Annotated in this window: 10 protein-coding genes; 7 read left to right on the top strand and 3 right to left on the bottom strand. The window is 71.5% G+C overall.

The window, feature by feature from the left end:
* The first annotated feature begins 18 nt into the window (after positions 1–18).
* The 3 genes from D1825_RS12820 to D1825_RS12835 are packed head-to-tail and all read left to right on the top strand — an operon-like array spanning position 19 to position 4,386.
* Positions 19–1,050: an acyltransferase family protein gene (locus D1825_RS12820; protein ID WP_118767804.1), complete on the top strand. Its 1,032-nt coding sequence runs from the start codon at positions 19–21 to the stop codon at positions 1,048–1,050.
* Positions 1,051–1,067: 17 nt separating this feature from the next.
* Entirely contained in the window at positions 1,068–2,246 is a 1,179-nt protein-coding gene (locus D1825_RS12825; RefSeq protein WP_118767805.1) for a CHAP domain-containing protein, read from the top strand.
* A gap of 49 nt (positions 2,247–2,295) precedes the next feature.
* A complete protein-coding gene (locus D1825_RS12835) occupies positions 2,296–4,386 on the top strand; it encodes a SpoIID/LytB domain-containing protein (protein WP_158580728.1) in 2,091 nt (696 codons plus the stop codon).
* Between the two features lies 1 nt (position 4,387).
* On the opposite strand, the gene rfbB is transcribed toward D1825_RS12835, so the two are convergent.
* Positions 4,388–5,383: a dTDP-glucose 4,6-dehydratase gene (gene rfbB / locus D1825_RS12840; protein ID WP_118767807.1), complete on the bottom strand. Its 996-nt coding sequence runs from the start codon at positions 5,381–5,383 to the stop codon at positions 4,388–4,390.
* Between the two features lie 239 nt (positions 5,384–5,622).
* On the opposite strand from rfbB, the gene D1825_RS12845 reads away from it, so the two are divergent.
* Both D1825_RS12845 and D1825_RS12850 read left to right on the top strand, forming a co-directional pair.
* Positions 5,623–8,139 carry an N-acetylmuramoyl-L-alanine amidase gene (locus tag D1825_RS12845; RefSeq protein WP_118767808.1) on the top strand — a complete coding sequence of 839 codons (2,517 nt, stop codon included), beginning with the start codon at positions 5,623–5,625 and terminating at the stop codon, positions 8,137–8,139.
* Between the two features lie 118 nt (positions 8,140–8,257).
* Positions 8,258–9,655 carry a carboxypeptidase-like regulatory domain-containing protein gene (locus D1825_RS12850; protein ID WP_138067664.1) on the top strand — a complete coding sequence of 466 codons (1,398 nt, stop codon included), beginning with the start codon at positions 8,258–8,260 and terminating at the stop codon, positions 9,653–9,655.
* Between the two features lie 54 nt (positions 9,656–9,709).
* Here D1825_RS12850 and D1825_RS12855 read toward each other — a convergent pair whose 3' ends face one another.
* Positions 9,710–11,569: a glycosyltransferase gene (locus D1825_RS12855; RefSeq protein WP_138067665.1), complete on the bottom strand. Its 1,860-nt coding sequence runs from the start codon at positions 11,567–11,569 to the stop codon at positions 9,710–9,712.
* Between the two features lie 180 nt (positions 11,570–11,749).
* Here D1825_RS12855 and D1825_RS12860 point away from each other — a divergent pair, with 180 nt between their 5' ends.
* A complete protein-coding gene (locus D1825_RS12860; protein ID WP_118767811.1) occupies positions 11,750–12,688 on the top strand; it encodes an NAD-dependent epimerase/dehydratase family protein in 939 nt (312 codons plus the stop codon).
* A gap of 12 nt (positions 12,689–12,700) precedes the next feature.
* Here D1825_RS12860 and D1825_RS12865 read toward each other — a convergent pair whose 3' ends face one another.
* The gene (locus tag D1825_RS12865) at positions 12,701–16,564 is read right to left on the bottom strand and encodes a glycosyltransferase (RefSeq protein WP_158580729.1); all 3,864 of its coding nucleotides are present in this window, start codon (positions 16,562–16,564) and stop codon (positions 12,701–12,703) included.
* Between the two features lie 353 nt (positions 16,565–16,917).
* Between D1825_RS12865 and D1825_RS12870 the strand changes: the two genes are divergently transcribed.
* Complete coding sequence (locus D1825_RS12870) at positions 16,918–18,696, top strand: ArnT family glycosyltransferase (protein WP_158580730.1); 1,779 nt, start codon at positions 16,918–16,920, stop codon at positions 18,694–18,696.
* Positions 18,697–18,703 lie beyond the last annotated feature (7 nt).

An 18,703-nucleotide genomic window follows, 5' to 3' on the forward strand; every position in this document is an offset into this window, starting at 1 on the left:
CCGGGCTAGGTTACCGACGTGACCGCTCCATCCGCCGCCGTGGCGGCTCCCTCCGCGCGTCCGCGCGACCCGTGGCTGGACAACGCCCGCACTGCCCTGATCGTGCTCGTCGTGCTCGGGCACGCGCTCGCCCTCGTCGACACTGCATGGGCCGTCGACGCGAAGCGATGGATCTACACGTTCCACATGCCCGCGTTCGTGCTGGTGTCCGGGTACTTCTCCCGCTCGTTCGTCGGCAGGCCGCGCCAGCTCGGCCAGCTCGTCGTCGGCGTGCTGGTCCCGTACCTCGTCTTCACGCTGATCCTCGCCGTCGAGGCAGCGGTCGTCAGCGATCACAGCGTGCGTTGGAACGTCATCACACCGCCGTTCGCCCTGTGGTACCTGCTCGCGCTCGTGCTCTGGCGCCTCGTCACACCGCTGCTCGGCGTGCTGCGCGGCAGCGTCGTCATCTGCATCGCCGTCGGGCTGCTCTCGCCCCTTGACACAGGCCTCGGCAGCGAGCTCAGCCTCGCACGCGTCCTCGGCTTCCTGCCGTACTTCGCGATTGGCCTGGCGCTCCGGCCGCAGCACCTCGCGCTGCTGCGCACCCGGATCGCACGGGCTGCCGGCGCGGTCGTGCTCGCCGCGACGTTCGCGTTCTTCCTGCTGACCTCGCCACGGCTGAAGAACGAGTGGCTCTACATGCGCAAGCCGTACGACGGGTTCACCGACCCGGGCCTCACCGCGGTGGCGACGCGCGGCGCGCTGCTCGTGCTCGCCCTGGTCATGACGGCTTCGGTCCTCGCTGTGTGTTCGTCCCGGCAGGGGCCGCTCACGGTGGTCGGGCGCAACTCGCTGGGCGTGTACGTGCTGCACGTGGCGATCCTCTTCCCGTTGTTCGCCGCGGGCTGGAGCGTGGCGGGCGAGAAGGCCGGCGGGGCCGTGGTGCTCGCGGCCGTGGCGCTGGCTCTCGTGCTGGGCAGCACGCCGGTCGAGCGTGCGACCCGCTGGCTGGTCAAGCCGCCCGTCGACCGGCTGCTGCTCAAGCCTTCGACTCGCGCGCCGGAATGACGGGTTAGGCTCTCCGGGTGGACCAGAAGCCCGGTGTGTCTCATCAGCCCTGGCGGACCTGGCCGGCCTCCGTCCTGGTCCTGGCGCTCGTGCTGGTCACGGCGCTGGCCGCGGCTACGCCTGCGAGCGCGGCGTCCGCCTCCGCATCGTTGCGTACGAGCACGGACCGGGCGCTGCGCGGCGAGCGCATCTACGTCGACGGCACCGTCGCGGTCGAGGGCGCGACCACACGGTCGGGCATCAAGGTCTCGCTGCAGCGTCGCAGTGGCAGCTCCTGGGCCACGCTCGGGACGACGTCCACGTCGGCGACCGGCCACTTCACCCTGACCGACCGTCCCCGCACCTCCGCAACGTACCGCGTCCTGACCAAGGCCAAGGGCTCCATCAGGGCGACGCACAGCGCGTCGGCGAGAGTCACGGTCACCATCGCCGGCGACCGCACGCTCGCCTCCCGGATGTCCCAGGTGGGCCGGTTCATGGGCGCTCGCGTCGGTGGCCCGGTCGCACGGCCGGGCTTCATCACGCAGAAGTACACGAGCGGAGCGCTCATCAAGGTCGCTCGCGCGGCCGGTGACCGCACCTGGGCGGTGACCGGGAAGATGTACACCAAGTGGGTTGCTCTCGGCGGCCTGACGGGCAGGCTCCGCCAGCCTGTGACGGACGTACTGTGCGGGCTGGTCGAGCTCGGCTGCGTGCAGCGGTTCGCCGGGGGCTCGCTCTACTTCAACAGCGCGCGATCGACCGTGTACGTCTTCTACGGGTCGGGCCGCTGGACCGAGGTCGCGGCCGCGGGCAAGTCACAGGTGGGCTACAAGGAACCGTCCTGGCGCACGAGCAAGTTCAACGCGTGGATCGGCGCCGACAACGCCTGGTGCGGCATCTTCCAGTCCTGGACCTTCGAGGCCTCCGGGAACAAGGGCCTGATTCCCAAGCGCACAACGTTCTCCGGCCTGTACAAGCAGGCGAAGGCCGAGATGAAGGTCGTCAAGAAGCCACGCGCGGGCGATCTCGCGTTCATGAGCTGGTCCAGCGCGACGACCCCGACGCACGTCGCATTCGTGACGGGCGTCGGCAAGAAGACGATCACGACGATCGAGGGCAACACCACGTCCGGCACGGGCAGCCTCACGCGCGGCGTGTGGCAGCGCACTCGTCCGCAGGCCCAGGTCGTCTTCTACGTGCGACCGCAGTACTGAAGGACGCTTAAGGCGCATCGAGGCAACCGTTTCGTGCCAGAGTGACCCCATGCTCGTACGACCTTGGCGCATCCTTGCTGCCCTGACCGTCGCCACGCTGGCCTTCACCGGGCTCTCGGTCGCCGCTCCGGTATCCGCGCAGGCCGCCTCCTCGACGTTCGTCCTCGCCGCGCCGTCGTCGGTGCACCTCGGTTCGTCGGCGACGTTCGGCGCCCGATGGACGACCAAGGGCAAGGCGGTGAACGGCGTCGCCAGTCTGCAGCGGCGCGTCGGCACGGCGTGGAAGAAGGTCGCGACCGTCCACGTCGTCAAGGGCCGGGCCACGGTCGCGATCAAGCCGACCGCCACGGCCACGTACCGGCTGCACGCGACCGGCCGGACGAGCGCCACGTCGAAGGTGACCGTGGTGCGGAACTGGCTCGCACTCGCGCCGGCCACGACGTCGATCAAGGCCGGTTCTGCCGTGACCCTCTCGCTGCGGGTCTACAAGGCGGCCAAGCCCGTGACCCGCACGGTGGCGCTCCAGCGCCTGTCCGGCTCGAAGTGGTCAACGATCAAGACGCTCGTCGTGAGCTCGAAGGGCACGAAGGTGGCCGTCCACCCCACCGCCACGACGTCGTACCGCCTGGCCTACATGAGCCTGCGCAGCCCCGCGCGCACCGTGTCCGTCACCCGCGACTGGTCCGCACTCTCCTTCTCGGCGACCACCCTGGCCGACTCGACGGCCACCACCACGGCCTCCGTCACCTGGTACACGGCGGGCAAGAAGGCCACGGGCTCGATCGCCCTCCAACAGCGCACAGGCACGGGCCCTTGGGTCACGACCGCGAACGTGAAGGTCGTCGGCGGAGCGGGGAAGACCACCGTCAAGCCACTCGTGACCCGCACCTACCGGCTCCTCGCCGGGAAGGTGGCGAGCCCGGCCGTGAAGGTGTCCGTGCGGAGGGTGATCCCGGCGTCGTTCACGATCCACGGCTCGGGGTACGGGCACGGCCTGGGCATGTCCCAGTACGGCGCGTACGCGATGGCCCGCGCCGGCTGGACCGACGACGAGATCGTCGAGCACTACTACAAGGGCGGCTCGATCGGATCGGCCGTGCTGCCGAAGGCCCCCCTCGCCGTTCAGGTCCTCGGTCCCGGCAACGGCCCGACGACGTCGACCACGGCCACCGTGAAGGGCGGCACGTGGCGACTGCTCAACGCGGCCGGCACCACGGCGGCAGGAACTCCAGGTACCACCGTCCCGATCACGGTCGCCGTGAGCGGGAGCAACGTCCAGGCGAGCGTGGGCGGGAAGGCGGTCGTGACGAGCAGGACCGTGCGGCTGCAGTGGGAGTCGACGGACGCCTATCTCCCGGCCAGCACGAGGACGGCCTACGCCTCGGTCGTCGGAGCGCAGGGAACCTACCGCCACGGCGTGCTGGCCTTCAGCGTCTCGGGCGGCTCCGTGAACGTCGTCAACGAGCTCCGGCTCGACGACGAGTACCTGTACGGCCTCGCCGAGATGCCGTCGGGGTGGGGCGAGACCGCGAACCGCGGGATCGAGGCGCTCAAGGCGCAGGCTGTTGCCGGGAGATCGTTCGCGCTGCTCGCGATGTCGCGCGTCCCCGCCGACCGAGCGTGCCGGTGCAACCTCGTCGACGGCGTCGCCGACCAGAACTTCACCGGGTGGAGCAAGGAGAGCGGCACCAGCAGCGCCCGGTGGCGCGCGGCCGTCGACGCGACGTCAGGCCAGGCACTCGTGGTCGGAGGCGACGTCGTGGCGGCCTACTACTTCTCGTCCTCCGGCGGCTCGACCCTCAACGGCGTCGACGTGTGGGGCACCGCCACGAGCTACCTGACCGCGACCGACGACCACTGGAGCCTCGTCGCCGGCACCGGCAACGCGCTGACGTCGTGGACGGCCTCCTTCACGCAGGCCGAGGCCGAGAAGTACTTCGGGGTCCAGGACGTCGTGTCGATCTCGGTAGCCACCTACGCGGGCGGTGGCATGAAGACGCTGACTGCGACCACCGCGTCAGGTGCGACCACGGCGAAGTCAGGGCTTGCCGACGCGATGCGCATCGGCCTCAACGCCGCCGCGACCGGCACGGTCAGGTCTCCGTGGGTCAGGTCCTTCACGCCGGTGCTCCCGGGCTAGGTCAGCGCCCCAGCGTCGCGTACTTGGCCTCGGTGGCGTCCTTGCGAGGACGCCACCACGCCTCGTTCGCGCGGTACCAATCGATCGTCGCGGCGAGGCCGTCGCGGAATGACCCGTACTGCGGGCGCCAGCCGAGCTCGTCGCGCAGGCGGGCGGCGTCGATCGCGTAGCGCATGTCGTGGCCCGGGCGGTCGCTGACCAGGTCGTACGCGTCGGGCTCAGAGCCCATGAGCTCGAGGATCGTCTCGACGACGGTCTTGTTGTCGACCTCGCCGTCAGCACCGATCAGGTACGTCTGGCCGATGGTGCCGCGCTCGATGATCGCCCACACGGCGGTGTTGTGGTCCTCGACGTGGATCCAGTCGCGAACGTTCTGACCAGTGCCGTACAACTTGGGGCGCACGCCGTCGATCACGTTGGTGACCTGGCGAGGGATGAACTTCTCGACGTGCTGGAACGGGCCGTAGTTGTTCGAGCAGTTCGAGATCGTGGCCTCGATCCCGAACGAGCGCGCCCACGCACGCACCAGGAGGTCGGACGACGCCTTGGTCGAGGAGTACGGGCTCGACGGGTTGTAGGGGGTCTCCGCGGTGAACTTCGCGGGGTCGTCGAGCTCCAGGTCGCCGTAGACCTCGTCGGTCGAGATGTGGTGGTAGCGCACCCCGTGCTTGCGCACGGCCTCGAGCAGCGTGAACGTGCCGACGACGTTGGTTCGCACGAACGGCCACGGGTCGGACAGCGAGTTGTCGTTGTGGGACTCCGCCGCGAAGTGCACGACGAGGTCGGCGTCGGCGACGAGGCCGTCGACGAGCTCCGCGTCGGCGATGTCGCCGCGGACGAACGTGATCTTGTCGGCCACCGCGGCGAGGCTCGCCTCGTCGCCCGCGTAGGTCAGCGCGTCGAGCACCGTGATGCGCACGTCCGGACGCTCACGCACGCTCTGGTGGACGAAGTTGGCGCCGATGAACCCGGCGCCGCCGGTGACCAGTACCCGCACGTTCGCTCCTGCCTGAGATCGATGGCCGCGCGGAGAGGGACACGCCACGGCCGGGAGGATCCCACTCTACCGACGCCACGTACCCTGGACGCGTCGCGCACGGGGGGCGGCACCAGGGGAGGACAGTCATGGCGGGACGATGGGTCAGCGCAGCCGTAGCCGCAGCAGTGCTCACGGCGGGTCTTGTGGCGCCACCTGCGACCGCCGGTGCGGACCCTGTGGTCCCGAAGGCTCTGGTAGTGACGGCTACGCCTGCGCCAGTCGAGCCCGAGATCACCTCCCTCGACGTCGACGGGGTCGACGCCCCTGCAGCCGCCGCCCCGGGTGCCTTCGCTCCCGCACAGGGCGAGTCGACGAGCGCGAGCGACGACGGCCTCGAGCCCGTCGACCGCGGCGACGTCGTCGCCCTCGGCGCCCGCACGCTCACCGCCCGATTCCTCGTGGCCGGTGTCACGTGGGACCCGGGCCAGATCATCGACGTCACGCAGGTGGCCGTGCGCGTGCGCGAGTCAGGCGTGTGGACGCCCTGGCAGTCACTCGAGCTCGTCGACGCGGGAGTCCCCGGTGAGCGGCCGGGTACGGAACCACTCATCAGCTCCGGTGCCGATGCCGCGCAGGTGCGCGTCGCGACCGACAACGGCGCCGTCGAGCCCGCCGGGCTCCGGCTCGACGTCGTGGAGACGCCCGACGACCCCGGCACGGCGGCCCTCACGGCCACACCGACGCCCACGGCGAGCACCCCGTTGGCCCCGCCGGCCGCCGCGGTCTCCCGCACCGGCTCCTCAGGCGACGTGATCCGACCGGCGATCGTCACCCGGGCCCAGTGGGGTGCCAACGAGAAGCGTGGCAGGGCTTGGTCGGAGGTGTCTGCGAAGCTCAGCGCGATGTACCTGCACCACACGGCCGGCACGAACTCCTACACCAAGGCCCAGTCGTCGGCGATCGTCCGTGGCATCTACGCGTTCCACACCGGCAGCCGCGGCTGGCCGGACATCGGGTACCAGTTCCTCGTCGACCGGTTCGGCACCATCTACCAGGGCCGCCGCGACGCGATCAACGACCTGCCGATCGGCGCGCAGGCGGGCGGGTACAACACCTCGACCATCGGCGTCTCGGCGATGGGCAACTTCCAGGACGCGGCTCCCCCGGCCGCCATGCTCGCCTCGATCGAGAAGGTGTTCGCATGGCAGGCATACGCGCACGGCCTCTCGGCGACGGGTCGCACGACCCTGACGACGGGTGGCAGCACGGGCAGCGGTACGCGCGGCGAGGTCGGCACCAAGATCAGCGTGCCCGTGATCCTGGGCCACCGGGACACGAACTACACCGCCTGCCCCGGCCTCCGCCTCTACCAGAAGCTCCCGGCCATCCGGACGGCGGTCAAGAGCCAGGTCGACGCCGCGCTGGCGACGTACGGCAAGCCCGTTCCCGCGCTGCCGGCCCCGAAGGTCACCGCGCCGACCAGAACGCAGGCCCCGGTGCAGTGGTCCGCCTCCTCGACCTATCGGTGGTCGGCCGTCAACGGTGCGGTCGCCTACCAGGTGCTCACGCGCTCGTCGGGGCTGACCTCCGCGATGGACGACGCGCGGACGTGGACGGTGCTGCGCACCGTGAAGGGGACGTCCGCGTCCGTGACGACCGATCCCGGCCGCACGCGCGTGATCGCCGTGCGGGCCGTCGACGCCAAGGGGCGCCGAGGCACCGTCGCCACCGTCGCGCAGATCACGCGGCTCGTCGACTGGTCGGCGATCTCGCGCTCGTCCGCCTGGAAGGCGAGCACCGCCGCCGGGTACCCCACGTACCGCGAGTCGGGCGGGGGCGCCGCCCTGACGATCAAGAGCGTCAAACAGGCGCGGGCGGTGGTGCTGGAGGTGGCGCGCGGCCCAGGGTCCGGGCGCCTCGAGGTCCGCGTGGGTGGGACACGCCTGGGCTTCATCGACACGCGAGCAGCCTCCGGCTCGACCCGGGCGGTCGCACGACTGGACCTCGGGCGGTCGGTCTCGGGGACGATCACGTTGCGCACCGTCGCCGGGACCGGTCCCGTGCGGGTCGCCGCGGTCGCGCTGCCGCGCTCGATCAGCCCGGCGCAGGCCGTCGGGGTCGGGGTGCTGCCGCCCGCGAAGCCGAACCGCGTCGCGCTCACCTCGGCACAGGCGCCGTTCCTCGAGGCGTCCAGCTCGGTCTACCGGTGGAAGCGCGTGCCCGGCGCGCTCCGGTACGAGGTCTTCGTCCGCACGGCACCCCACGGCAACGCGCTCCCCTCGGGGTGGACCAAGGTCAGGACGACGACGGGCACCTCGTACCGGCTGCCCACGGCAGCGGCCGGGCGTACGTGGGTGGTCGGCATCCGGACTGTCGGCAAGGGTGGCACCAGCGCCATCTCGGCGTACCCGGCCGCGACCCGCCCGGTCTCCGGCGCGGTGGTCAAGCGGTCGGCAGGATGGGCGACGCGTCACGCTGACGCCTGGTACCGCGACCAGGTCTGGCAGGCGACGACCCCGAAGCGCACGTTGAAGGTCACGGGCGCGAAGAGCGTCCGGTCCGTGCGCCTCATCGTCGACGCCGGCCCCGGCCGCGGCCGCGTCAAGATCGCGGTCGGCTCGAAGACCGTCGCCACGGTCTCGACCGCCGTGTCGAGCCGCTCGGTGCACCGGCACTTCGACGTCCGCCTGCCCAAGGCGATGAGCGGGACGGTCACGGTGACCACGCTGGACCGCAAGCCGGTGCGCGTCTCGGCGCTCGTGCTCGCGCGCTGAGCGGGCGCTGAAAGTCACCCGTCTGCGGGGTGTGCGGCGGCCGTGGATCGGCTGCGGAACTGGGAGACTTCCGCCATCGGCGCCGACCAGGGGGCGCCTCAGCGCTCAGGAGACGCCTGTGAAGAAGAACCTGTCCCTCGCGACGGCCCTCGCCGCCGCACTCGCGCTCGCCGCGGCCGGTGTCGGTCCGGCGGTCGCCGCAGACGGCACGACGGGGGTGTCCGGTACCGTCAAGCTCGGCTCGGCGCCGGTCGCGAACACGTACGTCGACTTCAAGGGCATCGGTGCCTCGGACGGTCAGACGGCGTACGGCCAGACCGACGCGACTGGCACGTACGCCGCCACGTACGTCACGCCCGGCACCTACGTGGCGCAGGTGTACGCGTACAACGCGAACTACCTGACGACCTACAGCGGCAACACCGTGCGCGAGCCGGACGCCAAGCCGATCACCGTGACCTCGGGCGCCACGGCCGCCGCGAACATCTCCGTCGTCGCGAGCGCTGTCGTCACCGGCAAGGTGGTCGACGCCAAGGGCCGTGCCGTCAAGGGCGTGTCCGTCGCAGGGACGAACCTGTCGCGCGCCGGCTACGCCAACGCGCAGACCGACGCCACCGGGCACTACGTGCTGCGTGGCCTGGCGACGGGCACCGTCCAGGTCACCACCTACCGGACCGCGGGCGGCGCGAACCTCACGGCCTCGGTCAAGGTCGCCGCCAAGCAGGGTTCGGTCAAGGCCGCCAAGACGCTCAAGCTGAAGGCCGCCGGCTCCGCGAAGATCACGGGGAAGATCAAGACGAGCGGCTCGGCCGTGGCGAACCAGGGCGTGTCGCTGCTCAGCTCGAAGAAGGTGACGCTGGCCAACGCGCGTCCCAGCAAGTCCGGCAAGGTCACGTTCGCCGGTCTGAAGGCGGGCACCTACACGGTCGTCGTCGACGGCACGAACATCACGAAGAAGGTCACGGTCAAGGCAGGGAAGACCAAGAGCTTCGGCACGATCGCGCGCGCCAAGCTGACGACGATCAAGGGCGTCGTGAAGTCGTCGGCCAAGAAGCCCGTGGCGGCCGCGTACGTGTACGTCGTCGACGCCTACGGCACCATCGCGGGCCAGGCACAGACGAACACCAAGGGTCGGTACGCGGTCAAGGGCCTGGTCAGCGGCAAGTACACGGTCTACGTCACCCCGACCGACGGCAGCCGTGACTACGCCGCCGCGGTGAAGATCACGGCGTCCAAGGGCAAGAACGTCGCCAGGAACATCAACCTGAGCAAGGGCTCCACGGTCTCGGGTGTCGTCAAGCACGGCGCGGCAGGCGTCGAGGGCGTCACGGTCTGGGTCGGCGCTGCGCAGGCCACCACCGACGCGCACGGGAAGTACACGATCACAGGCGTCGCCCCGGGTAAGACCGCGGTGTACGTCAGCGACCCCTACACGGGCGGCTACCGCGACGCGGTCAAGAAGATCGTCGTCAAGAAGGGCAAGGCCCTGCGGGTGGCGACGATCGCCGTCAAGTGACGCCAGCGTGAGCGAAGGGGCCCGGTCCACCTCGGACCGGGCCCCTTCATCGTCTCAGCTCTGCTGCTCGAACTCCACCAGCTGCGGTGGCAGGCCGTTCCACTCGTCGAGCACGCGGGTGTCGAAGTGGTCGTCGTCCGCGAGCCACGTGTGCCCTCGGTCGTGGCGCGTGTAGACAAACCCGGGCCCACGCGTGGCGTACACGACGCCGCCGTCCTGCAGGACCCGGAGCAGCAGGCCACGGTCGACCGAGCGGGGCACGGGGCGCCATCCCCCCACGGCCGCAAGGTCGGCGGCCGAGAGCATCATCGCCCCGCCCGCCACCTGCCGGGCGTACGTCTCGGTTCGGAACGTCCGGTGCAGCGTGACGTCCCGACGCTCCAGGTGGACGTACTCCGCCTGCTTGCCGACGATCTGGGCGCCGGACCACGTGTACGCCCGGACCAGGTCCGCCACGTGCTCCGTGCCGTACAGGTCGTCGTCGTCGACCTTCGTGATCAGCTCGCCGTCGGCCACCGCCGACGCCCGGGCGAGCACGGCGCCGAACGGCACCTCGGGGCCGGTCTCGACGACGTGCGCGATCCGGGCACGCGTGCGGTCGTCGAGGCCCGTCAGGTCAGGCGCCGGGACGCCGTGCATCGCGAGCACGATCTGGAACGGCTCGTAGCTCTGCGCACCGAGCGCTCGCAGGGTCGCCAGCGCGGCGTCGGGCCTGCGCGAGGTCAGCACCGCGGTGACCGTCGGCATCGCGCTCCCCCACCCCATCGACCGGGAGAGGCGGTCGCGGGCCGCGAGCCCGCTGTGGGCCCGCAGGGTCCGGCGGACCTGCTCGACGGACCGCAGCGTCAGCTCCAGGACGCTCGTGGGTGCGCGCGTACCCATCAGGTCTCGGAGCTCGGGGTCGAGCCCGGGCACGCCGCTCAGCCCGTGCCCGCCGTGCAGGACCGTGCCCGTGGCGGCCAGCTCGACGAGCCGAGCGGCGAACGCCGCTGTGGGTGCCTCCGGCACGCCGTCCGCCAGTGACAGTGCACCGACCGGCCGCAGCTTCCTGACGTGGGCCTCGCGCAGCGGGCGGTCCCGCGGCACGTCCACGACGAGCGCGCCGTCCGCGCGCACCACCTGCCAGCCGTCACGTGTCTCGACGAGTGCGGCAGAGCCGAGCGCGGCGAGCCCCTGGGGGTCCTGCGGGTCCGGACGACGGCGACCGAGCGGGCGGTGGACGAGGACGTCGACGACGGGCGCCGCCAGGAGCGTGGCGGGCTCGTGCACCTGGAGCACCTCAGAGGGCCGCACCTCGTCCACGAGCAGCAGGTCCGCACCCCGGAGCGCCTCGACGTCGGGCTCGGGGACGACCTGCCGGGCGGCCGGCGTGCTCAGCAGCGCGAGCGCGGAGTCTGCACCGCGGGCGTCGACCGCGATCTCGGGGGACCCGAACGCGGGCAGGGCGCGGCTGGGGACGACCAGCGGCACGATCGCGCGGGCGACCGTCGCGACGGGCGTCGGCTCGGCGAGGTCGACCGCCACCGTCAGGCGCCCCTTCTCGGACGCGGGCCAGGTCACCTTGACGCCGGTCAGACCGGGGACGGCTCCGAGCGACCCGCGCCACCCGAGCGTGGGTGCGCGCCAGGAGGCGAGAGTCACGACGACCCGCAGGTACCGCGGTCCCGGCGCGAGCGTCAGCGCGCGCAGCACCCCGACGTCCCGGATGCGCAGCCGCAGCTCGGCCCGCCCGTCGTCGGGCAGCAGGTGCAGGTCGTCTTCGGTGAGGTCGATCCAGGGCAGCGTCGCCGGTGCGCTCGGCGCGGGCGCTGCAGCTCCGCGGTGCGTCACTGCTCGGCGCAGGCGCCCCGCACGGCGTCGTGCCGCCGCGGACCACCGCGCGACGTTCGACGCGTCTCCGTCCTTCGCTCCCACATCCACTCCTCGACACCCACGTTTGCTCGGCGGCCGACGCCTTGCCCGCCCCGGCGAAGGATAGGCCACGCGCAGTCGGCGGACGGGACGCCCCGGAAGCGCGCGGACGTCGCAGGTCGCCCGGGCCCGCGCCCCGTACCCTGGCGCCGGTCATGATCACAAACGAAGGGCGGGCACCCGATGGATGTCGTCGTCACGGGCGCCGCCGGGTTCATCGGCTCGCACGTCGTCGAGGAGCTCGTCCGGCGCGGGCACACCGTGCGCGCCGTCGACTGCATGCTCGCCGACTCCTACGCGGCCGCGGCCAAGCGTGAGAGCTGGCGGGTCGTGACCGCGCTGCCAGGCGTGACCGCCCTCGAGCTGGACCTGCGCACGGCGGACCTCGAGCCCGTCGTCGCGGGCGCCGACCTGGTGGTCAACGAGGCTGGCATCGCGGGAATGGTGCGCAGCTGGGCCGAGATCGGCCTCTACATGGACCTCAACGTGACGGTCGTGGGCCGCCTCGCGGAGGCATGCCTGCGCACGGGCGTGACGCGCTTGGTGCAGGCGTCGACGTCCTCGGTCTACGGCACGCACGCGGACGGCGACGAGAGTCACCCGCTCCTGCCGGCCTCGCCCTACGGCGTCTCGAACGTCGCCGCCGAAGAGCTGCTGCGCGCGTACGAGCGCGAGCGTGGCCTCGCGGTCACGGTGCTTCGGTACTTCTCCGTGTACGGGCCCCGGCAGCGGCCGGACATGGCCTACCACCGCTTCATCGAGGCGATCCTCGACGGGCGGCCGGTCACGATGTACGGGGACGGGTCGTACTCGCGCTCCACCACGTTCGTCGCCGACGCCGCGCGCGCGACCGCGTCGGCGGCCGAGCGCGGGGAGGGTGGCGCGACCTTCAACGTCGCCGGTGGCGAGGTCGTCACCGTCGCGGAGGCCATCGACCTGATCGCGCGCACCCTCGGCATCGACGCGGACGTCGTGCACCTCGACCCGCCGTTCGGCGAGCAGGTCCGCACGTCGGGCTCGTGGCTCGCCGCGGCGCACGCGCTCGGCTACTCCCCGGCGACCGCCGTGGCCGACGGCATCGCCGAGCAGGTGCGGTGGCACCTGGAGCGCCGCGCCGGCTGACGCCGGCGGACCTCAGGCCGTGAACGCGCGCGTGCGGTCGCGGCCCAGCTCGGTCGGCCACTCGTGCAGCTCGGAGACCCGGTTGTCGAACCGGTGGACGTGCGGCACCAGGCCCGCCGCCTGCAGGGCGTACGGCAGGGAGAGCTGGTCACGCCGCGAGTAGCGCAGGACCTGCTCCCACCAGATCTCCATCGCGGCGACCACCAGCGGGTCGTGGTGCCGACGCGCGAGCATGCCGCCCCAGAGGGTCTGCGCGGAGAGCGCCGCCGGCGCGATGACACGGTAGTGGTCCTCCTGCTCGCGGATCCGCGCGGGGTCGTCGAACTTCACGGCGACGACCGCGTCCATCTCCTCCGCGACGGCGCCGCGATAGCTGTGCTCTACGAGCGCGAAGGGCGACTCGTCGTCGAGCAGCACGTCGAGCACCTCGGACGGAGGCCGCGTGAGGCCCACGGAGTTGTCGATGTAGAGCGAGACGTCGTGGTCGGGCAGCGCTCGGTGCGGCAGCAGCTTCGGCCACCGCGAGCTGCGCCCCGGGTCGGCGGGCAGGACGCGCGAGACCAGGCGGACCTCCCAGTCGTCGCTGCGGAGGTTCGGGTCGTCCGTGAACAGGATCTTGTCGATCGGGTCCCCCGCAAACGCCGGTTGGTGCGACGGGCGCTCGTAGTCGCCGAACAGCGCGCTGTACACGCACCGCCGTGGGGCTTCGCGGACCTCGACCTCGCTGCGGACCGATGCGTGCGGTGCGTGCAGCGCGACCTGCAGGCTGGGTGCGGTCGCGGCGCGGTGGCTCAGGACGGCCTCGAGGAGCTGCTCGGCCCGGTGGTCGAAGCTGTGCGCGGCCCGGACCTCGTGCGCGATCTCGACGCGACGAGCCACGTCGGGGAACGGGTCCTCGCTGATCAGGCGCGCGAGGTCGGCGGAGCCGCGGTACACCTGCACCGCGCCGCCGAACGTCTCCTCGATACCCTCGACGTGATCACTGATCACGCGTGCACCGGCGGCGACGGCGTCGAACACACGGTTCGAGATGAACCCGTCGGCGGCCATGGCGGCCCAGTGGTCGTTGAGCACGAAACCGGCATGCCGGTAGAGCGATCCGAGCTGCTCGTTCGGCATGTAGACACCCTCGTGGAACTTGGCGTCGACGTGGTGCTGCCAGCGCGGGCCCCAGATCCGCACCGGCACGCCGGCGTCGAGCGCGTCCATGACGATCTCGCGTGGCGTGTTTCGACGAGCCTGCCCGACGAAGACGACGTCGTCGCCGCGGGCGGCATCGGCGGCCAAGGGGTGGAACCGCTCGGCGTCGGTCGCCTGCAGCAAGGGCAGCACCGGGCGCCCCGAGCGCTGCGACATCTGCGCGGCCCACGGCACCGAGGCGGCGAAGACGATGTCGTACTGCAGCACCTCGTCGACCGTGACGTCATCGGGGTGACTGATCACCCAGAGCACGTTGACCTTGCCCGGGTGCGGCTGGACCCGGTCCAGGCCGCGGATCACGAGGTTGACGTCGTCGATCACGGCCTGCGGCGTGGCGTGGGCGTCGTGCCGCGAGGTGACGACCTCCTGCCCGTGCCGGCGGAGCGCAGAGCCGAGCGCGTCGATGAAGTGCGTGTCCCCCCAGACGTCGCCGCCCGGGCCAGGGATGGCGGCGTTCTTGATGTTCCAGCGGAGCGAGGGGCGGACGCGCCCCGCGACGGTGACGTTGCGTGGCCGGCGCATCACCACCGGTCGCGGCGTCGGGTAGTCCTCGCCGGCCGTGGCGATCTGGACGACCTCGAGCCCGAGTGCCGCGTAGTGCCCGAGCTCGGGGCCTGGCGTCTGACCGCGCCACCTGTCGAGGAAGATCCGGCGGTTGACGGCAATGCCTGCCGAACGTCCAGGCGACTTGCTCTCCATGTGCTCGACGACACCGGCGGGCTCCACGGCGAAATAGCCGCCGAGGTCGCGGCTCGCGCGCAGGCATAGGTCGACGTCCTCCGCGCCGTTGACGAAAACTGGGTCGAACCCGCGGAGCTCGGCGACCTCGGTCGCCCGCATGAGAAGTGCCGCGGCCGTGACGGCGCTGAACCGGAGCTCGGCGACGCCCTCGGCGTCCTCGAGCGGATGCCCCGCGATGAGGTGGATCGGCATCGCGTCGGCGACCGGGAAGACGGTCCCCGCGGCCTGGACCGTCCCGTCGGGGTAGACGAGGAGCGGCTGGACGCCGCGGACGTCGGGTTGGGCGATCCGTGCCACGAGCGGCTCGAGCCAGCCGGCGCGCACCCCGGTGTCGTTGTTGAGGAAGCACACGAGCTCGCCCGTCGAGGCCGCGAAGCCGACGTTCGACCCGATCGCGAAGTTCATGTTCCGCGGCAACCGGATCAGCACCACCTGCGGGTAGGCGAGGGCGAGGGCCGCCAGCTCGAGAGACGTGCCGGGCCGCGAGCCGTTGTCGACGACGACGATCTCGACGTCGATGCCGTCGGAGTGCTTGACGATCGCGGCCACGGCCTCGGTCGTCATCGCGTAGTCCTGGTACGCCGGCATGACGACCGACACCCGCCCCTGCACGCGGTCCGCCACCGTCGCACGTACGCCGTCCCAGTCGACGTAGGCGTTCCCGAGCACCACGAACTGCCAGTTGTCGTGCTCCGTCGTCGTGATGCGGTCGGTCGCCCCCATCGCGTCGTCGTAGTCGCACCCGATGAACGGCAGCAGCACGGGCTCGGTGAGCCGCGCGACGCGGATCGCGAAGTCGTGGTCCACCCAGCGACGCAGGCTCGTGTCGAAGCCCCCGGTGGCCCGTGCGAGCACGGCGTCAACGACCAGGACGTTGAGGTCGATGTGGTTGATCACCATGAGATGCGCGAGGCCGCCCCGGAACGCGCGGTAGATCACCTCGTCGTCCCGCACCAGCCGGGCACCCGAGTAGGCGCTGCGGAGCCCGTCGGCCTGCATGCCCGAGACCATCGTGGCGAGGAAGTGCGGACGCCAGCTGTTGTCCGAGTCGAGAAACGCCACGTAGCGACCGCGGACCGCTTCGAGACCGGTGTTGCGAGCCGCAGCCACACCGTGGTGCTCCGCTGCGACGACGACGATGCGGGGGTCGGCCGCTGAGGCGGCCCGCAGGACCGCGAGCGAGTCGTCCTCGGAGCCGTCGTCGACGACCACTAGCTCCCACTGCGTCAGTGTCTGCCCCTGGACCGACGCGATGGCGTCGAGCACCCGGTCCGCCCGGTTCCAGACCGGCATGACGACCGACACGAGCGGGCCGTCGAGGTCGGAACTGTCGACCGGCGCGAGACGGTCGATCCAGGCCTGCTCGGCCGCGTCGTCCCAGGTGGTCGTGACGCGCAGCTTGGTGAGCGCACGCTGGGCGCGGTTTCGCCGTGCCGCGGCGACGAGCGCCCGGCGAGCGTCCTCCCAGGTGATCGTCGCCCTCCCGAGCACCGGCCGAGGGGGCAGGTCGCTCTCCGGCGTCAGCGTGCGGAAGAAGTCGGCGACCTGGACGACCAGCGCTTCGAGACCAGGCAGCCCCGGCGCACGCTTGGAGCCGGGCGGCAGGCGCCGCGGGTCGAACAGCGTGCTCCACGGGCGGTCGACACCGGCCGGGGAGAAGAGGTAGGCGACGAACTCCGCGACCTGCCCCTCGCGCAGTCCGGTGCGGACGTCGACTGGCATGAAGGCGGCACTGATCAGCGGATGGAAGCGCAGTCCGCGGCGAGTCCCGACCGCCTCGTAGTGTTCGGCCGCCGCGCGCCGGGTGGCGAACTTCCGGCCGACCTGGGCGCCGTAGAACCCGGCGTCCATGATGCGCATGTCCAGGAGCGCGGCGACGCCGGCACTCGGCGGGGCGGAGGTCGCTGCCGACAGCCCGCGCGCCCGGCGGCTCACGGCACGCATCGCACGGCGCGCCGCACGGATCGGTCGTCGGAGCCCACGGCGGAGCACTCCTCGCATCGTGTTGACTCTCCCCTGCAGCGCTGCGTCCCTCCCGGGACCTGTCGAACCTCGCGCAGTCTAGTTGCCCTTGGTCCCGACCCGGAGCGTCCGCCTGTACGTCGTCGGCTGAGCGACGCGCCCGGTGCACGGCCGCGATTGGAGGAGTCGATCGCGGCCGAGGTATCCTCCATGCGCTTCTGCCTCCGACCGGAGTGCATGTGCGCGCGCCCGTGACCACGACCGCCGAGCGCCACACGACCGGGCTCAACGCGGGGAAGTTCACGAATGCCATGAGGAGCTCCTTGATGACCCCCGCCGACGCCGGTGACACCGGCCGGCCGACGGCCGACGTCGAGACGTCCCTGGCAGCGCCGGAGAGCGCCGCCACCGACGCAACGGCGCGGGCGGGCGCGGCGGTCTCTGGCGAGACGGACGATGTCGCCACCGCAGCCGACGACGAAGCACCCCGTGGACCCCGTTGGTACGCGAGCGCCTGGGTACCGCGCCTGATCGTCGCCCTGCTCGCCGCCGCCGCCGGGCTGCTGCGGATCCCCGGCGTGCGCTGGGGTCTGCCCGCGGGTCTGCACCCCGACGAGTGGGTGATCACCCGAGGCGCGATCCAGATGGCGGCAGCCAACTCGTTCGAGCCGCCGTATTTCTCGCGCCCCGACCACCTCGAGATGCAGCTGAGCACGCTGCTGTACCGCGCCTACTCGCAGCTCGCGTTCGGCGCCCCGGCCGAGCGGATGTTCGACCAGCACCCCGGCGATTTCCTGGCCATCTCGCGCTCCGTGACGGTCGCGTTTGGCGTCGCCGCGGTCGTCCTCGCCTACGCCGTCGGCCACCGCTTCGGCACGATCTCCGGCCTGGTCGCGGCGTTCCTGTTCGCCTTCTTCGGCCCGTTCATCGAGAACGGCTCGTTCGCGACGCCGGACGTGCCGCTGACGACGCTGATGCTCGCGGTCGTGCTGGCGTCGATCTGGTACATCGAGCGCCCGGGATGGCGCAACCTCGTGATCGGCTGCGCCCTGGTCGCGCTCGCCGTCACGCTCAAGTACCCGGGAGCTCTCGGGGCGATCCCGCTCGGTGTGGCGATCGTCACGGTGGCGGTGCGTACTCGCGCGTGGGGCCGTGCCGTGCTCCACGCGATCGGTGCGCCGGCGATCTTCGTCGCCTCGATCTTCGCCTTCTCCCCCGTGCTCATCACCGACTTCGCAGAGGTTCGTCGACAGCTGACCGCGCAGGACGGCGAGAACGGCCACCTCGGCGCCGACGGCCTCTCGTGGAGCGGCAACCTGGGCTACTACGTCGACGCGTTCAGCCCATGGCTCGGCTCCATCCTCCTCGTCGCGGCCGTCGTCGGCCTCATTTGGTGCGTCCGCGACCGCAAGGTGGTCGCGCTCCCCCTAGTCTTCGGCGTCGCTTACTGGTTCGCGATGAGCGCCCTCGCACTGCACTGGGCGCGGTGGGGTCTACCCATCCTGATCACTCCGCTGATCCTCGCCGCCGTCGGGTTCGGGCGGACCACTGAGTGGCTCATCGCTCGACGGCGTGCCGGGGCACGCTTCGCCATGCCGACGTTAGTCATCGGCGCCGCGGTCGCAACGTTGTCCGGCGTGACGGTCCTGATCGGGGGCATCGCCGCCGCAGCCCACTTCGCCGCGACAGACACGCGGCTGGAGGCACTGAAGACGTTCGAACGTCTCGGCATGACGGCCGAGAACACCGTGATGGACGGCTACTCACCGCTCATGCCCGGCATCCCTTCGCCGATCACCAGCTCGGTGTCGCTTGAGGACGGTCGGCTGGTCGTCCATGACCTGCCGGGTGCCCAGTACGCGGTCGTAAGCAGCGGGATGTACCCCCGGTACTTCGCCAGCACGAAGTACCAGGCCGAGCAGGACGTCTACCGGGCGCTCGCGAACTTGCCGGTCGTCGCTAAGTGGGCCCCGTCGGGAGCGGGCCTGCGCGTCGTGGCCGAGCCGACGTCGCTGCGCCGGGACCTGGACTTCATCGGCGACGTCGCGCGGGGCGGCCTCTCGGGACCGACGATCACCGTCTACCGGCTGCCCGACGCCGGTTGACCGGGCA

This window comes from Cellulomonas rhizosphaerae, assembly GCF_003470205.1.
Lineage (GTDB): Bacteria > Actinomycetota > Actinomycetes > Actinomycetales > Cellulomonadaceae > Cellulomonas > Cellulomonas rhizosphaerae.

Excerpts from the sequence above, each read along its gene's own strand:
- D1825_RS12870 (WP_158580730.1), top strand. The coding sequence starts at position 16,918 with ATGACCCCCGCCGACGCCGGTGACACCGGCCGGCCGACGGCCGACGTC.
- D1825_RS12860 (WP_118767811.1), top strand. The coding sequence starts at position 11,750 with ATGGATGTCGTCGTCACGGGCGCCGCCGGGTTCATCGGCTCGCACGTC.
- D1825_RS12835 (WP_158580728.1), top strand. The coding sequence starts at position 2,296 with ATGCTCGTACGACCTTGGCGCATCCTTGCTGCCCTGACCGTCGCCACG.